This is a genomic window from Sulfitobacter mediterraneus, from assembly GCF_003054325.1.
Taxonomy (GTDB): domain Bacteria; phylum Pseudomonadota; class Alphaproteobacteria; order Rhodobacterales; family Rhodobacteraceae; genus Sulfitobacter; species Sulfitobacter mediterraneus.
The window spans coordinates 430990-449202 of the sequence record NZ_QBKU01000002.1; the positions used below are offsets into that span (position 1 = coordinate 430990).

Genomic DNA, 18213 nt, shown 5'->3' on the forward strand with positions numbered 1-18213 from the left:
CATGACCTATGTGCTTCACTATGCCCCTGACAATGCCTCCCTGATCATTCGCATGGCGCTGGATCATCGCGGGCTGCCGTACCGGACCCAACTGGTGGACCGCGCCAGCCAAGAGCAAAGCTCGGCGGCTTACCGTGCGCTCAATCCCAACGGCCTGATCCCGACCTTGGAAACCCCGCAAGGGCCGCTGTTTGAAACCGGCGCAATCCTGCTGTGGCTGGCCGACACCCATGGCGGACTTGGCCCCGCACCAACGGATCCGGCACGGGGCGTGTTCCTCAAATGGCTGTTCTTTACGGCCAACACCCTGCATCCCTGCCTGCGGATGCTGTTCTATCCCGAAAAATACATCGATGCGCCGCATCAAGCGGCCTTGCGCAAAGGGTTACAGACCCAATTGCAACAAGGCTTTGCCACGCTCGATAGCTTTGCCGCCCAATACGGCGACTGGCTCAGTGGATCGCAACCCGGCGTGCTTGATTTCTATGCTGCCGCCCTGTTGCGCTGGCCCGCATTATATCCGAATGACGCTGATCGCAGCTGGTTCGCACTGGCCAATTTACCGGCCCTGCAAGACCTCTGCGCCCGCATCGAAACCCTGCCCTGCACCGCCGCCTTGCAAAAGGCCGAAGGTCTGGGTGATACACCCTTCACAGCGCCCCGGCGCCCAACACCACCAGAAGGCTCCGCAACCTGATGTTTCTTTCGGTTTTTGACATGTTCAAAGTGGGCATCGGCCCGTCATCCTCGCATACAATGGGGCCGATGGTGGCCGCCGCACGGTTCCTCGACCAAATGCGCGCCTCTCCGTTTCACTTTGCGGGGCTCCGGGCCTCGCTGCATGGATCGCTGGCCTTTACGGGCGTTGGCCACGCCACCGACCGCGCCACAATCCTCGGCCTCGCTGGATTCACCCCCGGCGATTATGACGCAGACCGCGCCGAGGCGGTGCTGGCGCAGATCAACGAAACCCACAAGATCACGGTGGACGGGTTGCCCCCGCTGCGGTTTGACCCAAAGTCCGACATGATCTTTGACTACGATCACAAACTCGAAGGCCACGCCAACGGCATGATGCTGATGGCGACCGATGGCCAAGGCGATGTTAACCTGAGCGAGACCTTCTATTCCATCGGCGGCGGCTTTGTGATGACCGAGGCCGAATTGGCCGCAGGCAAAGACACCGACGAAGGTGCGCCCGTGCCTTTCCCGTTCAAATCCGCTGCCGAAATGCTGGACATGGCCAAATCCTCCGGCAAGTCCATCGCCCAGATGAAGCGCGACAACGAAGTGTCCCGCAACGGCGAAGTGCATCTGCGCTCCGGCACCAAACGGCTTTGGCAGGTGATGAACGATTGCATCAACCGTGGCCTTTCCTCCGAAGGCATCCTGCCCGGCGGTCTGTCGGTCAAACGCCGCGCCAAGGGCATCCATGACGCCCTGATGGCCGAGCGGGGCCTCAACCAATCTGCGCCGCATACCATCAACGACTGGATGAGCGTCTATGCCATGGCCGTGAACGAGGAAAACGCCGCTGGCGGACAGGTCGTGACCGCCCCCACCAATGGCGCGGCAGGCGTGATGCCCGCCACCCTGCGCTATTACCTTGACCACGTACCGGGCGCCGCCGAAAGCCACGTCGAAGACTTCTTGCTGACTGCCGCCGCCATTGGCGGGCTGGTCAAGTTCAACGCCTCGATCTCCGGCGCCGAAGCGGGCTGCCAGGCCGAAGTGGGCTCCGCCGCGGCCATGTCCGCCGCCGGTCTCTGCGCCGTGATGGGCGGCACGCCCGAACAAATTGAAAACGCAGCGGAAATCGCGCTGGAACACCACCTCGGCATGACCTGCGATCCAGTCAAAGGGTTGGTGCAGGTGCCTTGCATCGAACGCAATGGTTTGGGCGCGATCAAGGCGGTTTCCGCCGCCTCGCTGGCCCTGCGCGGCGATGGCACCCACCTTGTGCCACTGGACGCCTGCATCGAAACCATGCGCCAAACCGGTGCGGACATGTCCGAGAAATACAAAGAAACCTCGCTGGGCGGTCTGGCCGTCAACGTCCCCAACTGCTGATCAAACGCGGCGATTCTGTTCGGGGTCAAGGATGCGCAGCACCGGGCCTGCCCGGCTTGTCCTTGAGGCCGAACGGAATCGTCCACACCCTTGCACAGGTGACTTGAGCGCAGACCTGCGGCTCAAGCACTTCTGCGCAAAACGGGCCACTGTCCTTACCTCCGCAATCCTATCAAGACATGGGCTCACTCCGCCCCGCGAACCAAATATCACGTCGCGGCCCCTTATGGCCGCGTCCGCCAGATTATGCTCCGCGCCGGGCTTTCACCTCATAACCGCGTTCCTCGGGTTCATCATCCACCAGTTCCTGCGGGAAACCCGGGGCGGTCACACTCAGACCCGTCGCCTCTTCCAGACGTTCGATCATCCGGTCCGACTGCGCCCGTTCGCCATAGCGTTTCTGCCCATCTGTCATCATCTCTATCATCAGGGGCGACAGCTCCAGCGGCACCCCATGATCATCGGCCAGTTTCTGAAACAAGCCGATATCCTTTTGCACCAGATCCATGGTGAAATTCACATCCCGCGATCCCGACAGGATCAGCTGGCTTTCCGTTTCATGCACAAAGCTTGTGCCGGACGACATCGCAATTGCCTCATAGGTCATGGCAAGGTCCATTCCAGCGGCCTTCATCACCGTCAGCGCCTCACACACGGACAAAAGATTCATCGTTGCCAGATAGTTGGTCATCACCTTTAAGGTGCTGGAGGTGCCCACATCGCCGACATGCAAGATCCGCCGCCCCATGTGGGTCAGGACCGGCAAAACCTTGTCAAAGGTCTGCCGCGTGCATCCGGCATAGATCGAAATGTTGCCGGTCCCGGCCCGATGACAGCCCCCGGACACAGGGCAATCCACCGCCTCGCCACCGGCAGCAATCACCGCTTCGGCATGGGCCTTGATCTGATCGGCATCCGTGGTCGACATCTCCATCCAGATCTTGCCCGCCCCCACATGCGGCAGCATATCCGCCACCACCGCCGCACAGGCCGCCGGGCTGGGCAGGCAGGTGATAACCGCGTCACAATCCTGCATCAGTTGCGCCGCAGATCCCCCCGTCGCCGCGCCGCGTTCAGCGAAATCCACCACCAACTCGGGATTGAGATCAAAAACCATAAGATCCACCCCGTTGCGCAACAGCGACCCGGCCAGTTTGCCGCCGACGTTCCCCAGTCCAATAAACCCAACTTTCATCTGCATCTCCCTGATATCATGGCCCCATCAGCGAGACCCGCCCGCGACCTGTCGCGCCTGATAGCGACGTTTTGGCCATTGGGCGACATTGTGCGGGTTTGCCGCTAAAACCGCTCGCCCAGCAGGCGATAACACCAGAACGCCTCTTGCGTCTCAATCATGCGGTTCAATTTGGCCGGGGAAAAACCTGTGGCGCGGCGCACCGCCCGTCCCATGTGGGACTGATCGGCAAAACCTGCATCCACGGCAATCGCCGCCAGCGGCGCGTCTTTCTCTGCCAGAGAGATCTGATGCAGCCGGTCAATCGCCGCGTGAAACGCCAGCGTTTGGCGCGATTGCCCGCTCCAGCGTTTGATCCGCCGCTCCATCGCCCGCAAACTGCGCCCCGGCCCGGCCAGCGCTGCGCGGTGCATCAAGGCACGCGACCAGCCCGACAACCAAGGGCCGCCCGACCAGCCGCCCGCCGCAGGGCGCGACTGCGCCCGCTCCGCCATCAATGCAGCGCAAAACTGTGCCCAAGCAGCATCCGCAGGAAAGCCCTGCGCGTAGCCCGCAAATGCCGCCTCAAGAAACCTTGGCATCGGCCCGCCCTGCCCCGCCTCCGCCAGCCCGTCCCAAGCGTCGGGAAACAGTCCGACCGAAATCGCATAAACCGGCCCGATGCTCCAACTGGTGGTCGGGCCGTCTTGGGGCGGCGTCAGGGACAGCCTGTCCATCTGGGGCAAATGCCGGGCCGCTGCCACATCACACCCTTCGGGCAAAATGCATAGCCCCCCCTCGATCACAAAGGACACCGATACCAATGGCGATGCTGGGAAATGGTTCAACCGGTCCGCATCGTTCAAGGTGCAGCCGCGTGTGTCGCGCAGGATGCCCGCAAACACCGCATCGGCCAAACCTGCAGGTGGCAAGAACAATTTTGAGATCGGGATCACACTTTTCTCCGCAACTGTCGGGATCATTCTATTGCGCGCGGGCAGGCTCTGGCAAATCCAAACCCACACGACCCAAGCCGGAGCATCCCATGTCCAAGATCAAATTCAGCGGCCCCTTTTCAATGCGCCTGTCCAGCTTTCTCACAATCAACAAGATCGCCCTCGCCACTTACGCCCGCCACGCCCTTGGCCGCAGGTTGGAGCCGACATGGGACGCCCATTTTGAGATCGGCATCCGGTTCTGGCGTCACCAGTTTACCAAGGCAATGGCCATGGATGATATGGACAAAGGCCGTGCGCTGTTTGACAGCCTGCAAACCGAAACCGACGACATTTATGAGATCACCCGCACCCCAAGCAAGGGACAGAGCGGCATGTGGCATCTCCCAAAGGCCAGCAAAAGCGCGGCGACCCTGCTCTATCTGCATGGCGGCGGCTATACCTTTCATGGCGCGGTCAGTCACCGCTATGCCGATATGTTGGCCCATCACAGCGGCGCACGGCTGTATGCACCCGATTACCGCCTCACGCCGGAACATCCGCACCCTGCACAATCGGATGATGCTTTTGCCGCCTGGCAATACCTGCGAGACACCACCCCCGCACAACAGATCGTGGTGATCGGCGACAGCGCAGGCGGCCACATGGCGCTGAGCTTGCTGCAACGTCTCAAGGATGCGGGGGAGCCGCAGCCCGCCCTTTGTATCGGTCTGTGCCCCTGGACAGACATCGGCGATCGCGGGGCAAGCCTGCGCAGCAATGACCACTATGATCTTGTGCAAGGCTGGATGGCGCTGAAGTTTGGCGAATGGCTTGACCCGAAAGAAACCTTTGGGCGGCTTTGCCTGTCCCCGATTGCATATGATTACAAAGGCTTGGCACCGATTTACCTGCAGGCAGGCGGCCGCGAGATCCTGCGCGACATGATCCGCGACTTTGCCCGAGAACAGGCCAGTAAAGGCGCTGATGTCTTGCTCGATCTGTGGCCAGACATGGCGCATAACTTTCAGGCCTATGACAGCACCAGAGCGTCCTCCTCAGATGCGCTGCGCCGTATCTGCGCCGCCATTGAGGCCTTCGCAGGCACAGGTCCGCTCATCACAGCCGGCCCCGTGACGGAGGTTTGCCATGGTGCCGCCTTTTCCTGCCCGGAGGTTCCAAACAACACCGCCGCCCCCGCCGCGCAATCCAGCCTTTGACAAATCCGGCGGCGCAGGCTCAACTCCGCCCATGAGCTATCCCTCCAACCGCCCCGAGACCCGCCAGGACGATGCCGCTGCAGGCATCGACATCACCGACGACTTCGAACGCTTTAGCCAGCGCAACGATATTTTTACCCGCGCCTTTTGGGACGATAAAGTCCGCAACAAAAAGTCCGACGCGTTCTTTGCCTCCTACCGGATGGAGGCCACCCCGCGGCGTGGCGACGGCTTTACCCAGCGCGATTTTGCCCTGCGCAATGCCTCGTGGCTGATCAGTGATCTGATCTCGGATCGCGGCGGTGACACCGGTCGCCGCGAAGGATTTCAATCCTCGATTGCCAACGACCCCCCCGTCGCCCCGATGCAGCAAGAGATCGACGATCCGGCCAAAATGTCCCATGAGATCAAACGCATCGCGCGTTTCTTCGGTGCGGACCTTTGCGGGATCACCGATATGGACGACCGTTGGCTTTACGCCAGCCGCGTTGACACCCGCGATATGACGGAAGCCCCGAATGATCTGCCCGAGGGCATGACATCGGTCATCGTCATGGGCCACCAGATGGAAGAAGAACTGGTTGCCACCTACCCCTCCGCCCTCGCCGGTGCCGCCACGGGCCGCGAATACAGCCATGAGGCCGCCGTGGTCATGCAACTAGCCGCCTATATCCGCAATCTGGGCTATGAGGCCACGGCCAGCATGAATGACACCGGATTGGTGATCCCCTATGCGATCAAGGCGGGGCTTGGCGAATACGCCCGCAACCAGATGGTGATCACGCCTGAATTTGGCCCGCGCCTGCGGTTCTCCAAGATCTTTACCAATCTGCCCCTGACCCATGACCGCCCCGAACCCAAAGGTGTACGGGCCTTTTGCGATATTTGCACCAAATGCGCCGATGCCTGCCCGGTCAAAGCCCTGCCCTTTGGCCCGCCCGAGGTTGGCGGCAGCAATCCCTCCGCGATCAAGGGCGTGCGCAAATGGACCTCCGATGCCGAGAAATGCTTTGGTTTCTGGGCCAAGATGTCATCCGATTGTGCGATCTGCATGCGGGTCTGCCCGTTCAACCGCGATTTTAGCAAGTCCAGCCACCGTCTGTGGCTCAAACTGGCCCTGTCACCCCTGCGCAAAGTCGCGCTTTGGCTGGACCGAAATCGCGGCAAACGGCGCAAACCCTCCGATTGGTGGGCGGCGGCAGAATGATCGAAGGGCTCAGCCATATCACCTTTGTAACCCGCGATCTCGACCGGATGGAGGAAATCCTGACAACCGTCTTTGATGCGCGGAAGGTCTATGACAGCGGTGATGAGACCTTCTCACTCTCGCGCGAACGGTTCTTTGACATTGGCGGGGTGTGGGTGGCCACGATGGAGGGTGATCCGCTGGCCGATCAGACCTACAACCACGTGGCCTTCAAAATGGGCCCGGATGACTATGACGACCGCCTCGCGCGGATCAAACACTTGGGCCTGACCCTGCGCGAAGGCCGTGCGCGTATAGAGGGCGAAGGCCATTCGATCTATTTCTACGACGACGACAACCACATGTTCGAACTGCACAGTGGCACCTTGAACACGCGGCTGACCCGATACCACAAGGGCCGCGCCTAGTTCTGTGCAATCCTGCACAGCCACCCTGAGTTTTGGTCCTATTGGCCCATGGCCAGCCCGGCCCTATATCCACCTCAACGCTGAGAATGGAGAACGCTATGTCGCTCAGACCCACATTGGAAACCCGCCGCGCCACCCCAACGCTTGAGGGTGCTGGCGTCAAATTGCACCGCGCATTCGGCTTTCAGGATCCCTCCGAACTGGACCCGTTTTTGCTGTTTGACGACTTTCGCAATGATCACCCGGACGATTTTGTCAAAGGTTTTCCATGGCACCCGCACCGGGGTATCGAAACCATCACCTATGTGCTGGAAGGCGCGGTGGAGCATGGAGATTCGCTGGGCAATACCGGCACGCTGGGCGCCGGCGACGTGCAATGGATGACCGCCGGATCAGGCATCATGCATCAGGAAATGCCGACCGGAAACACTGGCGGGCAAATGCACGGCTTTCAATTGTGGGGCAACCTGCCTGCCGCGCAGAAAATGTGCGCCCCGCGCTATCAGGATGTGACCGCTGCCGATATTCCGGTGATCACCGATGACGACGGCACCCGTGTCAAAGTCATTACCGGAGAGTTCTGGGGCAAACGCGGCCCGGTTGATGGCATCGCCGCTGATCCGCAATATCTTGATGTCTTTGTGCCCGCAGGCGTGAAAAAAACATTCAGGATCGACACCTACCGCCGCGCCTTTGCCTATGTCTTTGACGGCGCCGGGGCCTTTGCCGATGCCTCCGCCCCGTCGGGCGTGCTGCTGGAGAAAGAAGTCGCAGGGCAAGAGCTGAACATCCGCGATCTGTCGGGCGACCGCACCCTGATCCGCTTTGGCACCGGTGATGAGGTCACGGTGCAGGCCGGCCCCGACGGCATTCGGTTCCTGCTGATCTCAGGCGCCCCGATCGAAGAACCCGTCGCATGGCATGGCCCCATCGTGATGAACACCCGCGCGGAACTGATGCAAGCCTTTCAGGACCTCAAAAACGGCACCTTCATCAAGCCGGTACACTGACCTTGGATGGGCGGCGCACCCCCGCCGCCCATCCCGCAAGGCATCCCACGCCAATGTGGCAAACGCCCCTCTCTTCATTTGGCCAGAAAAACTCAAGAGCACCACAAGCGCCCATCACCAACAGCAGTTATGCGCGTCACCCTGCGCCAACCGCCTTGCGCACCATATCCCAATATTGCGCCACAACTTCGTTCAGCGACAGGCGCCCGCCGGACCGGAACCAGGTGTTCACTCCGGTCAGCATCGCGATGATCGCCAGTGTGACGATCTTGGTGTCACTGACGGCAAAGACACCTTCCGCCGCCCCCACTTGCAAGATCGCCTCAAGGTGATCCTCATAGCGCCGTCGCAGGGCTTCAATCTGACTGAAATTCTCGGGCGTCAGGTTGCGCAATTCCATATAGGCGATGAACACTTCGTCCGGGCGATCGGCGTGGAACCGAATGTGGAACTCCACAAAATACTGAAGCGCATCCAACGCGGGCTTGCCTGCGGTTTCAGGCACTTCAGCCAGCAGGTCGGTCATATGTCCCTGCATCAGATCAAACAGCAGCGATTGTTTGTCCGGCGTGTAGTTATACAGCGCCCCAGCCTGCACGCCGACCTCTGCCGCAATCGCCCGCATCGACACCGCCGCATAGCCGCCCTGGGCAAACAATCGCAACGCTGCAGCCCGCACACGGGGGCCGGTGATATCTGAGTGGGATCCGGTGGTTCTTGCCATGGGGTCAATTTAATGAACAATCGTTCAAAAGCAAAGCCCGCTTGCACGCCCTGCCCCACTGATGCAAAAACGGGGCCATGATGCATCCGCGTTCTTCATACATCTGTGCCCTTGCGCTGCTTTTAGCGGCGGGCTGCACACCGTTTCCGCAGCTTGATGACAGCATTCGCCCCGAAGTGCGCAACGCCGATTACGCAACGCTTGTGCCGCTCTCCACCCTGCAGACCAGCACGGACCCGATCCGCGTTGATCCAGCCGAGACGCAGGCCCAACTGAACAGCCGCCTGGCCGGGCTGCGCGCCCGTGCGGACCGCCTGCGCGGCACTGTGCTCACGGGCAGGGAAAAACAACGCCTGCAAGAAGGCCTGCAATAGGCATCTGGCGCGTTGCAAGCGCCGCCTGAACCCGCTACATCGCCTTTAACGTCTGCCGCATTGGGCAGCGCCTGATTTATTTAGAATTGCTGCAAAGGAACCTCTCATGTCTGACCCGCTTCGCCTTGGTATCGCCGGTTTGGGCACGGTGGGTGTTGGTGTTGTGCGCATCATTCGCCAGCAAGCGGCACTGCTGTCCGCCCGCACTGGACGAGAGATCACCATTTCCGCGGTTTCCGCCCGCAGCAAAGGCCGGGATCGCGGTATTTCGCTGTCTGGCTACGCATGGGAAGATGATCCCGTGGCCCTCGCCACCCGCGACGATGTTGATGTTTTTGTCGAACTGATGGGCGGCGAAGACGGCCCCGCAAAAGACGCCACCGAGGCCGCCTTGAAAGCGGGCAAACATGTGGTCACCGCCAACAAGGCGATGCTGGCCATTCACGGTCAGGCGTTGGCGGAACTGGCCGAAAGCAAGGGTTTGACCCTGCGCTATGAGGCCGCTGTCGCAGGTGGCATTCCGGTGATCAAGACCCTGTTCGAAGGGCTGGCTGGCAACGAGATCAAGCGCGTGATGGGGGTCATGAACGGCTCGTGCAACTACATCCTGACGCGCATGGAAAATTCCGGCAAAACCTATCAGGAAATCTTTGCCGAGGCGGATGGCCTTGGCTATCTGGAGGCAGACCCGCAGCTTGATGTGGGCGGCATTGACGCCGCGCATAAGCTGGCCATCCTCAGCTCCATCGCCTTTGGCACCAAGGTCGATTTTGACGGCATCCAGCTGGAAGGGATTGAGCGGGTCAGCATCGAAGATATCACCGCCGCCGCCGATATGGGCTATAAAATCAAGCTCTTGGGCGTGGCGCAAAAGACCGGCCGCGGGCTGGAGCAGCGTATGCAGCCTTGCCTTGTCCCCGAAACATCACCGCTGGGGCAACTGGATGGCGGCACCAATATGGTGGTCATCGAAGGCGATGCCGTTGGCCAGATCGTTCTGCGCGGCGCAGGTGCGGGCGAAGGTCCAACCGCAAGCGCGGTGATGGCCGATGTCTGCGACATTGCACGCGGCTGGACAGGGTCGGTCTTTGGCCAACCTGCCGCATCGCTGGAAACCGCGCAATCGGCACAATCACAGGCCGCAGCCCCCTATTACCTACGCATGGCTTTGGTCGACAAACCGGGCGCCTTGGCCAAGATTGCCACCGTCTTGGGCGAAGCGGGCGTGAGCATTTACCGGATGCGCCAGTATGAGCATGACGCGCCATCCGCGCCGGTGTTGATTGTCACACACAAAACCACCCATGCCGCGCTTGAGGCAGCCCTTGAAAATATGCACGGCACAGGCGTTCTGGCCGGTGAACCGGTCGCCCTGCGCATCGAAGAGGTCTGATCGCGGGCAGATCCCAATCTGATAGCAAAAAGGCGCGAGATCATTTGATCCCGCGCCTTTTTTGCATCTGATAACTGGCTTACGTGCGTTGGCGTTCAAATTCAGCCCAAGCCGCCTCAAAGCTGGCAAAGTCAAAGCCCGGTGCGCGGGCGGCATTCAGCACGATTTTCTCTGTTTCAAGCAGCTTGGCAATCGCCCCGCCAACAGCGCCCAGATAATCGTCCGGGATCACCAATGCGCCGTGGCGGTCCGCATGCACCATCTCGTTGTCTGCAACTTTCATACCAAACACGGTGACTGGTGTTGCGATTTCCAGCACATGCACAAAGCCGTGGCTTGGCCCAACCGATCCGGCAATCACCGGAAAGTTGTCCGGCAAATCCCCCAAATCGCGCATCACCCCGTTGGTCAGCGCCCCGGCAAGGCCGAACCCCTTGTGAACGCTGGTGTTGATCTCGCCCCAATAGGCACCGATGGCCGCATCGCCATCCACGTCTTCCACAACCGCCATTGCAGGGCGCGGGCCGCTGGCCATGTGGCGGTAATAATCCATGCGGCGGGCACGGATCACATCCGCCGCTTCGGTCGGCGGTGCAATCGCCGAGATTTTGGCGGTACGGGCGCGGCCCACGATGGACCCTGCGCCGGGATCACTGCACAAAACCGTGCCGCGCGTGAACCGGTCAAACCCGCGCTTGCCCTCTACCACCTCGATGGCGTTGCACACGGTTGGCGTATCGACAGAGCGCAGCAGCGCCAGCAGTTCTTCATCCATTGTCTATCTCCTCAAGCCAGCGGCGCAGCGCGGCGGTTGTTTCATCAGGTTGTTCCAGCACCGGCAAATGCCCCGCGCCTTCGATGATGCAAAGCTGTGACTGCGGCATCAGCCCGGCCATCAATTCGTGCCGTTCCACCGGGCAAAGCAGATCCTGCTTCCCGCACAGCACCAGCGCCGGACCAGAATAGCGGTGCAAGGTTTCGGTCTGGTCAGGCCGGTTCATCAGGGCAACAGATTGGCGGCAAAACACCTCTGGCCCCAGCGCCAATGCCATATCCATACACAGATCTAGGATCTCGCCCCGGCGCGGCCCATCGCTGAGGTAGTTTGGCTTCATCTCGTCGCGCATCACGCTGTCAAGCTGACCATTGCGAGCCTTGTCCATCTGCGGCGCGCGGCGCGTCTTAACGTCGTCTTTTTCCGCCAGCGGATTGGTATCCATCAGCGCCAGCCCTGCCACACGTTCCGGCGCTTGGCGCAAGACCTCCATCGCAACGATCCCGCCCATCGAAAGACCGCCAAGGGCAAAGCGCGGCGGCGCGGCGGCAAGGATCTCATCGGCCAAGGCCTCGACACTGTCCGCGCTGGCAAGGTCATAGACCTCTACCGCACGGCCCGCGCCGAAAACGTCGATCTGGGGGGAAAACAGCCGGGCATCACACATCATGCCCGGCAACAGAACCAGCGGGGTTGTCACTTGACCAGTGCCACCCCTTCGGCCAATGCCGACAGTTTGGCATAGGCGATATCGGGGTCCACAGTGCCAAATCCGGCAAAGGTGCCAAAGCCGCAATCGCTGCCCGCGATGACCCTGTCCTTGCCCACAATATCAACAAACCGCTGGGTCCGCTGCGCGACCAGTTCGGGATGCTCGACAAAGTTGGTGGTGGTGTCGACAACGCCAGGCACCAGCACCTTGTGATCCGGAATATCCGCCTTGCGGTCGCGGAAGGTGGTCCACTCGTGACCGTGACGCGGGTTCGACGTTTCAAACAACACATACTGCGCCTTGGCAGACATCAGCGTGTCAAACATCGTGGCCATTGGCACGTCGCAAACATGCGGACCCTCATAATTGCCCCAACAGATGTGAATGCGCACCTTGTCTTCTGGCACGTTTTGCAGCGCGTGGTTCAACGCCTCAACGTGGGAATTGGCAATCTTCACAAACTCTGCATCGCTCAGGTCATTGAACAGCATGTGCCGCGACAGGGCCAGATCAGGGCAATCGAGTTGCAGGTCCAGACCCGAGGCCACAATCGCCTCGTATTCATCCTTCATCGCATCGGCAAGCGCCGCCAGATAGGCCTCGCGGGTGGCATAATGGTCGTTCTGCAAGAACAGCGAGATCACACCGGGCGATGCCGCATTCATAAAGCCGCGTTCTGCGCCATGGCTGGCCATCGCCGCCTTAAGATTGGCGATGTCTTTCTCAAGCTCGCCCTGCCCTTTGGATTTGACCGGCCCCACACACATCGGGCGGGCATATTGCGGCGTGCCGCCATCATCGGCCAAGCGTTTGAGAAAGCCGGGGAATTTCTTGAGATCCGCAGGGGCGTGGCGCGGGCTGTCGCCGTCAAATCCGGTATAGCGGTCTTTGACATAGGTGGCATAGCTGATCTTGGAGGTTTCCCCGTCCGAGACAATGCTGACGCCTGCCTCGAGCTGTTTGCGCACGGTGTCTGACACCGCCGCCGTCATCGCGGCATCAAAGGCCGCCAGATCGTAGTCTTCCTTGTTTTCGCGGGCGAAAATGAAATCCACGACCTCTTGGGTCCGGGGCAAAGAGCCCACATGGGTGGTTTTGATCGTTGTCATGTGGGCTCTTCCCTTGTTTAGTTTGCAGTCCAGGTTGCGCCGGCCGGATCATCGGTCGCGGTCACACGGTAAAGGCTGGCCTCGCCGGTCATGGAGGGCGCAAGCGCATGCGCCTCCTGCGGATTGATCAACGCGGTATCACCGGGGTTTAGCACAGTTTCAAAACCGTCAAAACGCAATGTCCAATGACCGCGCATCGGCATCAGCACCACGTGATTGTCGTGGCTGTGCATTTCATCCGCGATAGATCCACGGGTCAGGAAATCGACCTCGAACCCCGGCTTGTCTTTGAGCAATGCATCGGTGCCGATTACTTTGGCCGGTTTCTTGCCCGCCAGTGCCATCAGATCCCAATACCGCGCCACATAACGCGGCACGACATTTTCCACCGGCACTTCGGGGAATTCCTTGAGTTGTTCGGCGCTCAGCAATGGCATGGGCGACACGTTGTGCGGCAGTTCTTGCCCTTTTTTGCTGTCATAGAGCACACCGTTCTCGCCCAGGACCAGACCATGCGCGCTGGCCTCTTCGATCACATGCGGGGCCCAGGTCACGCCGCCGCCTGCATCGTCGCCCCCGAGGATCGCCATGATCATCCCGTAATCGGTGCCGACGTTTTCAAAGCCGCGGAAAATGCCGGTGGGAATGTTAAAGATGTCCCCTTCTTCAGCGATAAATTCGCCCGCTGTGCCGTGCAGGCCCCAGAAAAAGCGCCAGCGCCCTTTAAGGACAAAGAACACCTCTGCCGTGGTGTGGCTATGCAGGGAATTGCGGCATTTGGGCGGTTGACCCGCCGCGCCGATGTTGAAGCCGGGCGTGTCGCGGATATGGACATGTTGGTCCGGGCTTTCGGAAACTCCGCCGCCGATAATGGTGAAATTTTCCTTTTGATCGCTGCCCGGTGTATGGGCGTCGATAAAGGCGGTTTTGCAAGGCTTCAACTCACCATAGCGAACGATGCGTTTTTCGATGTCTGCGCGTGTCATATGTAAATTTCCGTTTGTTCAGTTGTCTGGTTTTGGGTTTGGGCCAATGGCCCGGTCAGATCACCGAAACTCCGGGTGGGCGCAGGTTCAGCCGCCGCGCACGACGACTTTGGAAAAACGCATGCAAACGCCGGGTCTGCGCGGTCTCGCACAGGCCCGATGTCTGGCAGAAGGGCTGAGGCCCTGCACTCATATCAAAGGTCTCCGGTCTGAAGCAGGATCTGCTTCCAAACTGCGGTTTCGTCGAACAAAGACCATTCGCGGCGGAGCTTGGGCTGACCGCCGACAAGCGCCCCGAATTCCGCGTGGCTGGCACCAAGGATGAACACGTCTGTGCCTGTCGGCACGCCAAAGCTGCCCCAACCGCTGTGCTTGCCGTGCAAAGTCCAACGCAATGCGGCGCGGGGCGGCATCATCGGATCATCGCGGCCAATCGTGTGATGGATCTTGAATTCTGCATCAGGGAACGATGCCCGCAGACCCATCCAGAACTGGTCAGCCCCTTCAAAGGATAGCGTTTCAACACCGCCCGGATAACACAGGTTCGCCGCGCGGTCATATTCCTGCGGGATCACGGTGAAATCCGCGTTCATGATACGGGTCAGGATATCGGCGTAACGTTGGCCCCACTCATTGTCATTGCCGGTGCCCTTGTAGGGGCCTTCAACGTCATTTGCAGGTGTATAGGGACGCACGCAGTTTTCTGCGCCGCCCTCACGGGCAATCAAATCGCGGGCAAAATCCTTGGGGTCCACACCCATCTGGCGCACAATCGCACCCTGATCGCGGATCAGCCATTCATCGTTGATCTGGTTGTCGATGGCATGACAATCGGCAAGAATCCGGTACCCCAGTTTCTTGCCCGTTGCCGCGCCATAAACGCCCGGATTGCTGTGCGTCGCCGTTGAATAGAGCCGGTGCGAGCTGAGCATGCCCTCCTCGGGCGTGCCGGACCAGATGACGTCTTCGCCAAAAAGGGTCCGGTCAGGGAATTCCGCCAGCGTGGCCATGGTGGCCGCAATCACCCCTTCATTGCCAACCACAACCGAGGCAGGTGAGCGGACAACGATATCGGGCGCATAATATTGGTGCAGCGTGGAAATGCCGCGATCTTCCCAGATCTCTTTGGTGATACCAATGATATAGTCGGGAAAATCGGTGAATTTAGGGTCAAACCCTTTCATTGTGTCCATCCTTCAGGAATGCGTGCCGAGCTGCGTACAATCAGCTCGCCTTCTATTTCAAACAGACCGGGGGATCCGGCCGTGGTTTCGATCTGGTCGATCAGTGTCTCGACCGTTGCATCGACCATGCGATTGACCGGTTGCCGCAGCGTGGTGAGGTCATATGCCCCCCAGCTGGCCATCGGCACATCGTCATATCCCACGATCGAAATATCTCTGCCGGGGGTCATCCCGGCATCGCGGACCGCGTCCATCACGGCAAAGGCCATGTGATCGTTGCCCACAAAAATCGCATCTGCCGGATCGGGCCGGTCCACCAAAGACCGCGCCGCCGCCATTGCGATATCGCGTTTGTACATGCCTTCCAGCACGTCAAACGGTTCGTGCCCTGCCGCTTCAAGCGCACTAACAAAACCTTCTTGGCGGTCTCGGCCCGTCGAACTGCCCTGCCAACCGGCAATATGAGCGATCCTTTCATGCCCGCCAGCCATCAGGAATTCGGCCACCTTGGCGCCGCCCAACACGTTGTTTGAGGTGACGTTAGAGAACCCCTCGCCAATCTGACCGCGGTTGAACAGCACCACAGGAATGCCCGCCGACCGCGCCCGCGCGGCCAAATCCGAACTCATCGAAACCGACGCCGCGACAATGCCATCCACCTGATAATCCATCAGATCCTGCAAAACGCTGTCAATGCCATCGGTAGAGTTTGGCGCGGTAAAGATCAGGATATGATAGCCCTTGGCCTGCAATGCATTCGAGAGCAGTTCAAGTGCGACGGGATAGAATTGGTTTTCCAGATAGGCCACCACCAGACCGATAATGCGGCTGCGCCCCGACACCATCGCGCGGGCCAGAACATTTGGCCGATAACCCAGCTCCGCCGCCGCAGTGCGCACCTTTTCCACAGTCTTGGCCGAGGCCGACGCGCCGGGTGTAAACACCCGGCTGACCGCCGATTGGCTCACGCCCGCACGTGCGGCAACTTCTGCTGAGGTGACCTTGTTCTGCGCCATCAGTCTGCTGTCCACCCTCCGTCGATCAACATCGCTGTGCCAGTGACAAGTGCAGAGGCATCAGAGGCCAGATAGACCGCAGCGCCCATGATATCCTCAACCTCGCCAGCGCGGCCCAGTTTGATCTTTTCCTCGATCCAGGCGCGTTTGGCTGGATCGTCAAAAGTCGGGCGCGTGAGGTCGGTCAGGATGAAGGTCGGGCAAATGGTGTTGATGCGGATCTTCGACGGACCCCATTCAATCGCCATCGCTTTGGTCATGCCTTCAACGGCATGTTTGGACGCACAATAAAGCGCCCGTTCCTGCCCGCCGACATGGCCCATCTGGCTGGAGATCGTGATCAATGAGCCGGGCTTGCCCGCATCCATCAACCCCTGCGCCACGGCTTGGGTCAGGAAATAGGTGCCGCGCACGTTCACCCCCATCACCGCGTCAAAATCCTCTGACGTTGTGTTCAGCGCCGGCGCATGCCGCGCCGTGCCAGCAGCATTGAGCAAGATATCAAACGGATCGGCAGCGGCCACCGCTGCGCGGGTGCCCTCCAGATCGCCAATATCCAGCGGCATGATCTCCGCGCTCCAGCCCTTTTGTGCAAAGGCCGCTGCGCAGTCTTCCAAAGCGCCGCGCCGCCGCGCCGCTAGCGTGACAGAGGCGCCTGCCTCTGCAAGTGCGGCGGCGCAGGCCAGACCAATACCGGAAGACGCGCCCGCAACAAGGGCGCGTTTTCCATCCAAACGAAAGGACGGTGTTGAAGGCAATTCCATCAGGGGTCTCCTACTGGGAAAGGCACCGCGCCGGGCACGCGGGCTTTGTTAAATTCCCGCAGACGGGCAAAGACATCGACGCCCAATTGCCGGTAGGCATCAAGGATATCGACCGTCACCCAGTTCTCGCGGATCTTGCCATCTTCAATACGCCAGAAATCCAGCGACCGCATGGTGATTTTCTTGCCCGAAGGCGCAATGCCCATCCAGCCATCATGGGTCACGGTCTGGATCATATTGGGCCAGCCCGTGACGGCAGCATAATTGTTGTCGCCAAAGAAGTGATAGGTGATGTCATCCACATATTGGCCCCGGTCCGGCATGCCGCCCAGAAACGGGATCTGGTGCCAATTGCGGAAACCCGCATAGCCGCGCCCGGTGCCGATGCCCGCAGGCCCGTACCAGTTCATACGCGCGTCCCAGAATTTGGGCATCTGCATCACTTCGGGTCCACCTTTTGACGGGTGCAGCTTGAGATGGTCGAGCATTTCGACGATCAAATCACAGCTTTGCTGGCTTTGCGCCGGATCACGTGTGGGGCGATTTAGCCCGTCACAAGTGGATGGCCCCGGCACGCAAAACTCGCGTCCCAGAGAGGGCGACATAGGCCAGGCATTGGCCTGCATCATCACTTCGGGGATGTCCCAGATCGCCTGAAACTCCACCACTTTGCCGTTCTCGAACCGGTAAAACTCGTGGAACCGCATATGGCACAAATGGCCCGTTGGCGGGATGTCCAGAAACGGCGCGGCAAAGGTGCCGTAGAAATGCCCCCCGCAGCCGACCCAATCTGCCCCGTCGCCATCCTGTCCCGCCATCACGATCCAGTCACGCCGCTCTACGTCGGGCCAAGCGGCCCGAAGCGGGGCCAAAGCCCCGTCATAAAACGCCTCTGCCCCGATCAGGTCCCCGAAAGGGTGGCAGTGGTGAAACACTGAGTCCGGCGCAGTGACGTCATCCAGCGCCTTGCGCAGGCCCGCCGCGTCCCAGTTGTACTGGGCCGCCCGCAGGGCCGCGAGGGCCGCTTTATTTGCATCATGGCAGTCTTGCGTCATTCAGCCGCCTCGCCATATGGCACGTTCTGGCCGCCATAGCGGCGGACGCGCAGGTTGCATTGTTCGGCGTGGCCGACAAAGCCTTCGAGCAGGCACAG

At 60.3% G+C, this 18213-nt stretch carries 20 protein-coding genes; 8 read left to right on the top strand and 12 right to left on the bottom strand.

Annotation, left to right across the window (positions count from 1 at the left end; all coding sequences use genetic code 11):
- The first annotated feature begins 1 nt into the window (after position 1).
- Both C8N31_RS05195 and C8N31_RS05200 read left to right on the top strand, forming a co-directional pair.
- Complete coding sequence (locus tag C8N31_RS05195) at positions 2–697, top strand: glutathione S-transferase family protein (RefSeq protein WP_025048783.1); 696 nt, start codon at positions 2–4, stop codon at positions 695–697.
- A complete protein-coding gene (locus C8N31_RS05200) occupies positions 697–2070 on the top strand; it encodes an L-serine ammonia-lyase (RefSeq protein WP_025048782.1) in 1374 nt (457 codons plus the stop codon). The genes C8N31_RS05195 and C8N31_RS05200 overlap by 1 nt, the downstream gene beginning before the upstream one ends.
- Positions 2071–2314: 244 nt before the next feature.
- On the opposite strand, the gene C8N31_RS05205 is transcribed toward C8N31_RS05200, so the two are convergent.
- Positions 2315–3265, bottom strand: coding sequence for an NAD(P)-dependent oxidoreductase (locus C8N31_RS05205; RefSeq protein WP_025048781.1), 951 nt, complete (start codon positions 3263–3265; stop codon positions 2315–2317).
- A 104-nt stretch (positions 3266–3369) separates the two neighbouring features.
- A complete protein-coding gene (locus tag C8N31_RS05210) occupies positions 3370–4227 on the bottom strand; it encodes a helix-turn-helix domain-containing protein (protein WP_025048780.1) in 858 nt (285 codons plus the stop codon).
- 62 nt (positions 4228–4289) lie between these two features.
- On the opposite strand from C8N31_RS05210, the gene C8N31_RS05215 reads away from it, so the two are divergent.
- From C8N31_RS05215 to C8N31_RS05230, 4 genes are all read left to right on the top strand, one after another.
- Complete coding sequence (locus C8N31_RS05215) at positions 4290–5399, top strand: alpha/beta hydrolase (protein WP_025048779.1); 1110 nt, start codon at positions 4290–4292, stop codon at positions 5397–5399.
- A 31-nt stretch (positions 5400–5430) separates the two neighbouring features.
- Positions 5431–6606: a reductive dehalogenase gene (locus C8N31_RS05220; RefSeq protein ID WP_025048778.1), complete on the top strand. Its 1176-nt coding sequence runs from the start codon at positions 5431–5433 to the stop codon at positions 6604–6606.
- Positions 6603–7013, top strand: coding sequence for a FosX/FosE/FosI family fosfomycin resistance hydrolase (gene fosX / locus C8N31_RS05225; RefSeq protein WP_025048777.1), 411 nt, complete (start codon positions 6603–6605; stop codon positions 7011–7013). The genes C8N31_RS05220 and fosX overlap by 4 nt, the downstream gene beginning before the upstream one ends.
- A gap of 98 nt (positions 7014–7111) precedes the next feature.
- Positions 7112–8023 (top strand): pirin family protein, encoded by a 912-nt coding sequence (locus C8N31_RS05230; RefSeq protein WP_025048776.1) that lies wholly within the window; start codon positions 7112–7114, stop codon positions 8021–8023.
- A 136-nt stretch (positions 8024–8159) separates the two neighbouring features.
- Here C8N31_RS05230 and C8N31_RS05235 read toward each other — a convergent pair whose 3' ends face one another.
- Positions 8160–8747, bottom strand: a complete 588-nt coding sequence (locus C8N31_RS05235) for a TetR/AcrR family transcriptional regulator (protein WP_025048775.1) — start codon at positions 8745–8747, stop codon at positions 8160–8162.
- Between the two features lie 77 nt (positions 8748–8824).
- Between C8N31_RS05235 and C8N31_RS05240 the strand changes: the two genes are divergently transcribed.
- Together C8N31_RS05240 and C8N31_RS05245 are read left to right on the top strand one after the other, a co-directional pair.
- Positions 8825–9121 (top strand): hypothetical protein, encoded by a 297-nt coding sequence (locus C8N31_RS05240; RefSeq protein WP_025048774.1) that lies wholly within the window; start codon positions 8825–8827, stop codon positions 9119–9121.
- Positions 9122–9227: 106 nt separating this feature from the next.
- Positions 9228–10514, top strand: a complete 1287-nt coding sequence (locus C8N31_RS05245; protein WP_025048773.1) for a homoserine dehydrogenase — start codon at positions 9228–9230, stop codon at positions 10512–10514.
- 79 nt (positions 10515–10593) lie between these two features.
- On the opposite strand, the gene C8N31_RS05250 is transcribed toward C8N31_RS05245, so the two are convergent.
- Genes C8N31_RS05250 through C8N31_RS05285 form a run of 9 tightly spaced genes read right to left on the bottom strand, consistent with a single transcriptional unit; the run spans position 10594 to position 18115 of the window.
- Complete coding sequence (locus tag C8N31_RS05250) at positions 10594–11289, bottom strand: RraA family protein (protein ID WP_025048772.1); 696 nt, start codon at positions 11287–11289, stop codon at positions 10594–10596.
- On the bottom strand, positions 11282–11956 hold the full coding sequence (locus C8N31_RS05255; RefSeq protein ID WP_037918747.1) for an alpha/beta fold hydrolase: 675 nt from the start codon (positions 11954–11956) through the stop codon (positions 11282–11284). The genes C8N31_RS05250 and C8N31_RS05255 overlap by 8 nt, the downstream gene beginning before the upstream one ends.
- A gap of 29 nt (positions 11957–11985) precedes the next feature.
- The gene (locus tag C8N31_RS05260) at positions 11986–13110 is read right to left on the bottom strand and encodes a cobalamin-independent methionine synthase II family protein (RefSeq protein WP_025048770.1); all 1125 of its coding nucleotides are present in this window, start codon (positions 13108–13110) and stop codon (positions 11986–11988) included.
- Positions 13111–13127: 17 nt separating this feature from the next.
- Positions 13128–14096 (bottom strand): cupin domain-containing protein, encoded by a 969-nt coding sequence (locus C8N31_RS05265; protein WP_025048769.1) that lies wholly within the window; start codon positions 14094–14096, stop codon positions 13128–13130.
- A 55-nt stretch (positions 14097–14151) separates the two neighbouring features.
- Positions 14152–14289 (bottom strand): hypothetical protein, encoded by a 138-nt coding sequence (locus C8N31_RS20290; RefSeq protein ID WP_156026904.1) that lies wholly within the window; start codon positions 14287–14289, stop codon positions 14152–14154.
- Between the two features lies 1 nt (position 14290).
- Entirely contained in the window at positions 14291–15280 is a 990-nt protein-coding gene (locus C8N31_RS05270) for a nuclear transport factor 2 family protein (RefSeq protein ID WP_025048768.1), read from the bottom strand.
- Positions 15277–16296: a LacI family DNA-binding transcriptional regulator gene (locus tag C8N31_RS05275; protein ID WP_025048767.1), complete on the bottom strand. Its 1020-nt coding sequence runs from the start codon at positions 16294–16296 to the stop codon at positions 15277–15279. The genes C8N31_RS05270 and C8N31_RS05275 overlap by 4 nt, the downstream gene beginning before the upstream one ends.
- The gene (locus C8N31_RS05280; protein ID WP_025048766.1) at positions 16296–17060 is read right to left on the bottom strand and encodes an SDR family NAD(P)-dependent oxidoreductase; all 765 of its coding nucleotides are present in this window, start codon (positions 17058–17060) and stop codon (positions 16296–16298) included. Before C8N31_RS05280 ends, C8N31_RS05275 begins: the two co-directional genes overlap by 1 nt.
- Positions 17060–18115, bottom strand: coding sequence for an ester cyclase (locus C8N31_RS05285; protein WP_025048765.1), 1056 nt, complete (start codon positions 18113–18115; stop codon positions 17060–17062). The genes C8N31_RS05280 and C8N31_RS05285 overlap by 1 nt, the downstream gene beginning before the upstream one ends.
- Positions 18116–18213 lie beyond the last annotated feature (98 nt).

Bases quoted from the DNA above. Each gene is read 5' to 3' on its own strand.
- C8N31_RS05240 (WP_025048774.1), top strand. From the start codon at position 8,825: ATGATGCATCCGCGTTCTTCATACATCTGTGCCCTTGCGCTGCTTTTA.
- C8N31_RS05285 (WP_025048765.1), bottom strand. From the start codon at position 18,115: ATGACGCAAGACTGCCATGATGCAAATAAAGCGGCCCTCGCGGCCCTG.
- C8N31_RS05235 (WP_025048775.1), bottom strand. From the start codon at position 8,747: ATGGCAAGAACCACCGGATCCCACTCAGATATCACCGGCCCCCGTGTG.
- C8N31_RS05230 (WP_025048776.1), top strand. From the start codon at position 7,112: ATGTCGCTCAGACCCACATTGGAAACCCGCCGCGCCACCCCAACGCTT.
- C8N31_RS05255 (WP_037918747.1), bottom strand. From the start codon at position 11,956: ATGTGTGATGCCCGGCTGTTTTCCCCCCAGATCGACGTTTTCGGCGCG.
- C8N31_RS20290 (WP_156026904.1), bottom strand. From the start codon at position 14,289: ATGAGTGCAGGGCCTCAGCCCTTCTGCCAGACATCGGGCCTGTGCGAG.
- C8N31_RS05200 (WP_025048782.1), top strand. From the start codon at position 697: ATGTTTCTTTCGGTTTTTGACATGTTCAAAGTGGGCATCGGCCCGTCA.
- C8N31_RS05280 (WP_025048766.1), bottom strand. From the start codon at position 17,060: ATGGAATTGCCTTCAACACCGTCCTTTCGTTTGGATGGAAAACGCGCC.
- C8N31_RS05205 (WP_025048781.1), bottom strand. From the start codon at position 3,265: ATGAAAGTTGGGTTTATTGGACTGGGGAACGTCGGCGGCAAACTGGCC.
- C8N31_RS05250 (WP_025048772.1), bottom strand. From the start codon at position 11,289: ATGGATGAAGAACTGCTGGCGCTGCTGCGCTCTGTCGATACGCCAACC.
- C8N31_RS05260 (WP_025048770.1), bottom strand. From the start codon at position 13,110: ATGACAACGATCAAAACCACCCATGTGGGCTCTTTGCCCCGGACCCAA.
- fosX (WP_025048777.1), top strand. From the start codon at position 6,603: ATGATCGAAGGGCTCAGCCATATCACCTTTGTAACCCGCGATCTCGAC.
- C8N31_RS05275 (WP_025048767.1), bottom strand. From the start codon at position 16,296: ATGGCGCAGAACAAGGTCACCTCAGCAGAAGTTGCCGCACGTGCGGGC.
- C8N31_RS05265 (WP_025048769.1), bottom strand. From the start codon at position 14,096: ATGACACGCGCAGACATCGAAAAACGCATCGTTCGCTATGGTGAGTTG.
- C8N31_RS05210 (WP_025048780.1), bottom strand. From the start codon at position 4,227: ATGATCCCGACAGTTGCGGAGAAAAGTGTGATCCCGATCTCAAAATTG.
- C8N31_RS05270 (WP_025048768.1), bottom strand. From the start codon at position 15,280: ATGAAAGGGTTTGACCCTAAATTCACCGATTTTCCCGACTATATCATT.
- C8N31_RS05245 (WP_025048773.1), top strand. From the start codon at position 9,228: ATGTCTGACCCGCTTCGCCTTGGTATCGCCGGTTTGGGCACGGTGGGT.
- C8N31_RS05220 (WP_025048778.1), top strand. From the start codon at position 5,431: ATGAGCTATCCCTCCAACCGCCCCGAGACCCGCCAGGACGATGCCGCT.
- C8N31_RS05215 (WP_025048779.1), top strand. From the start codon at position 4,290: ATGTCCAAGATCAAATTCAGCGGCCCCTTTTCAATGCGCCTGTCCAGC.
- C8N31_RS05195 (WP_025048783.1), top strand. From the start codon at position 2: ATGACCTATGTGCTTCACTATGCCCCTGACAATGCCTCCCTGATCATT.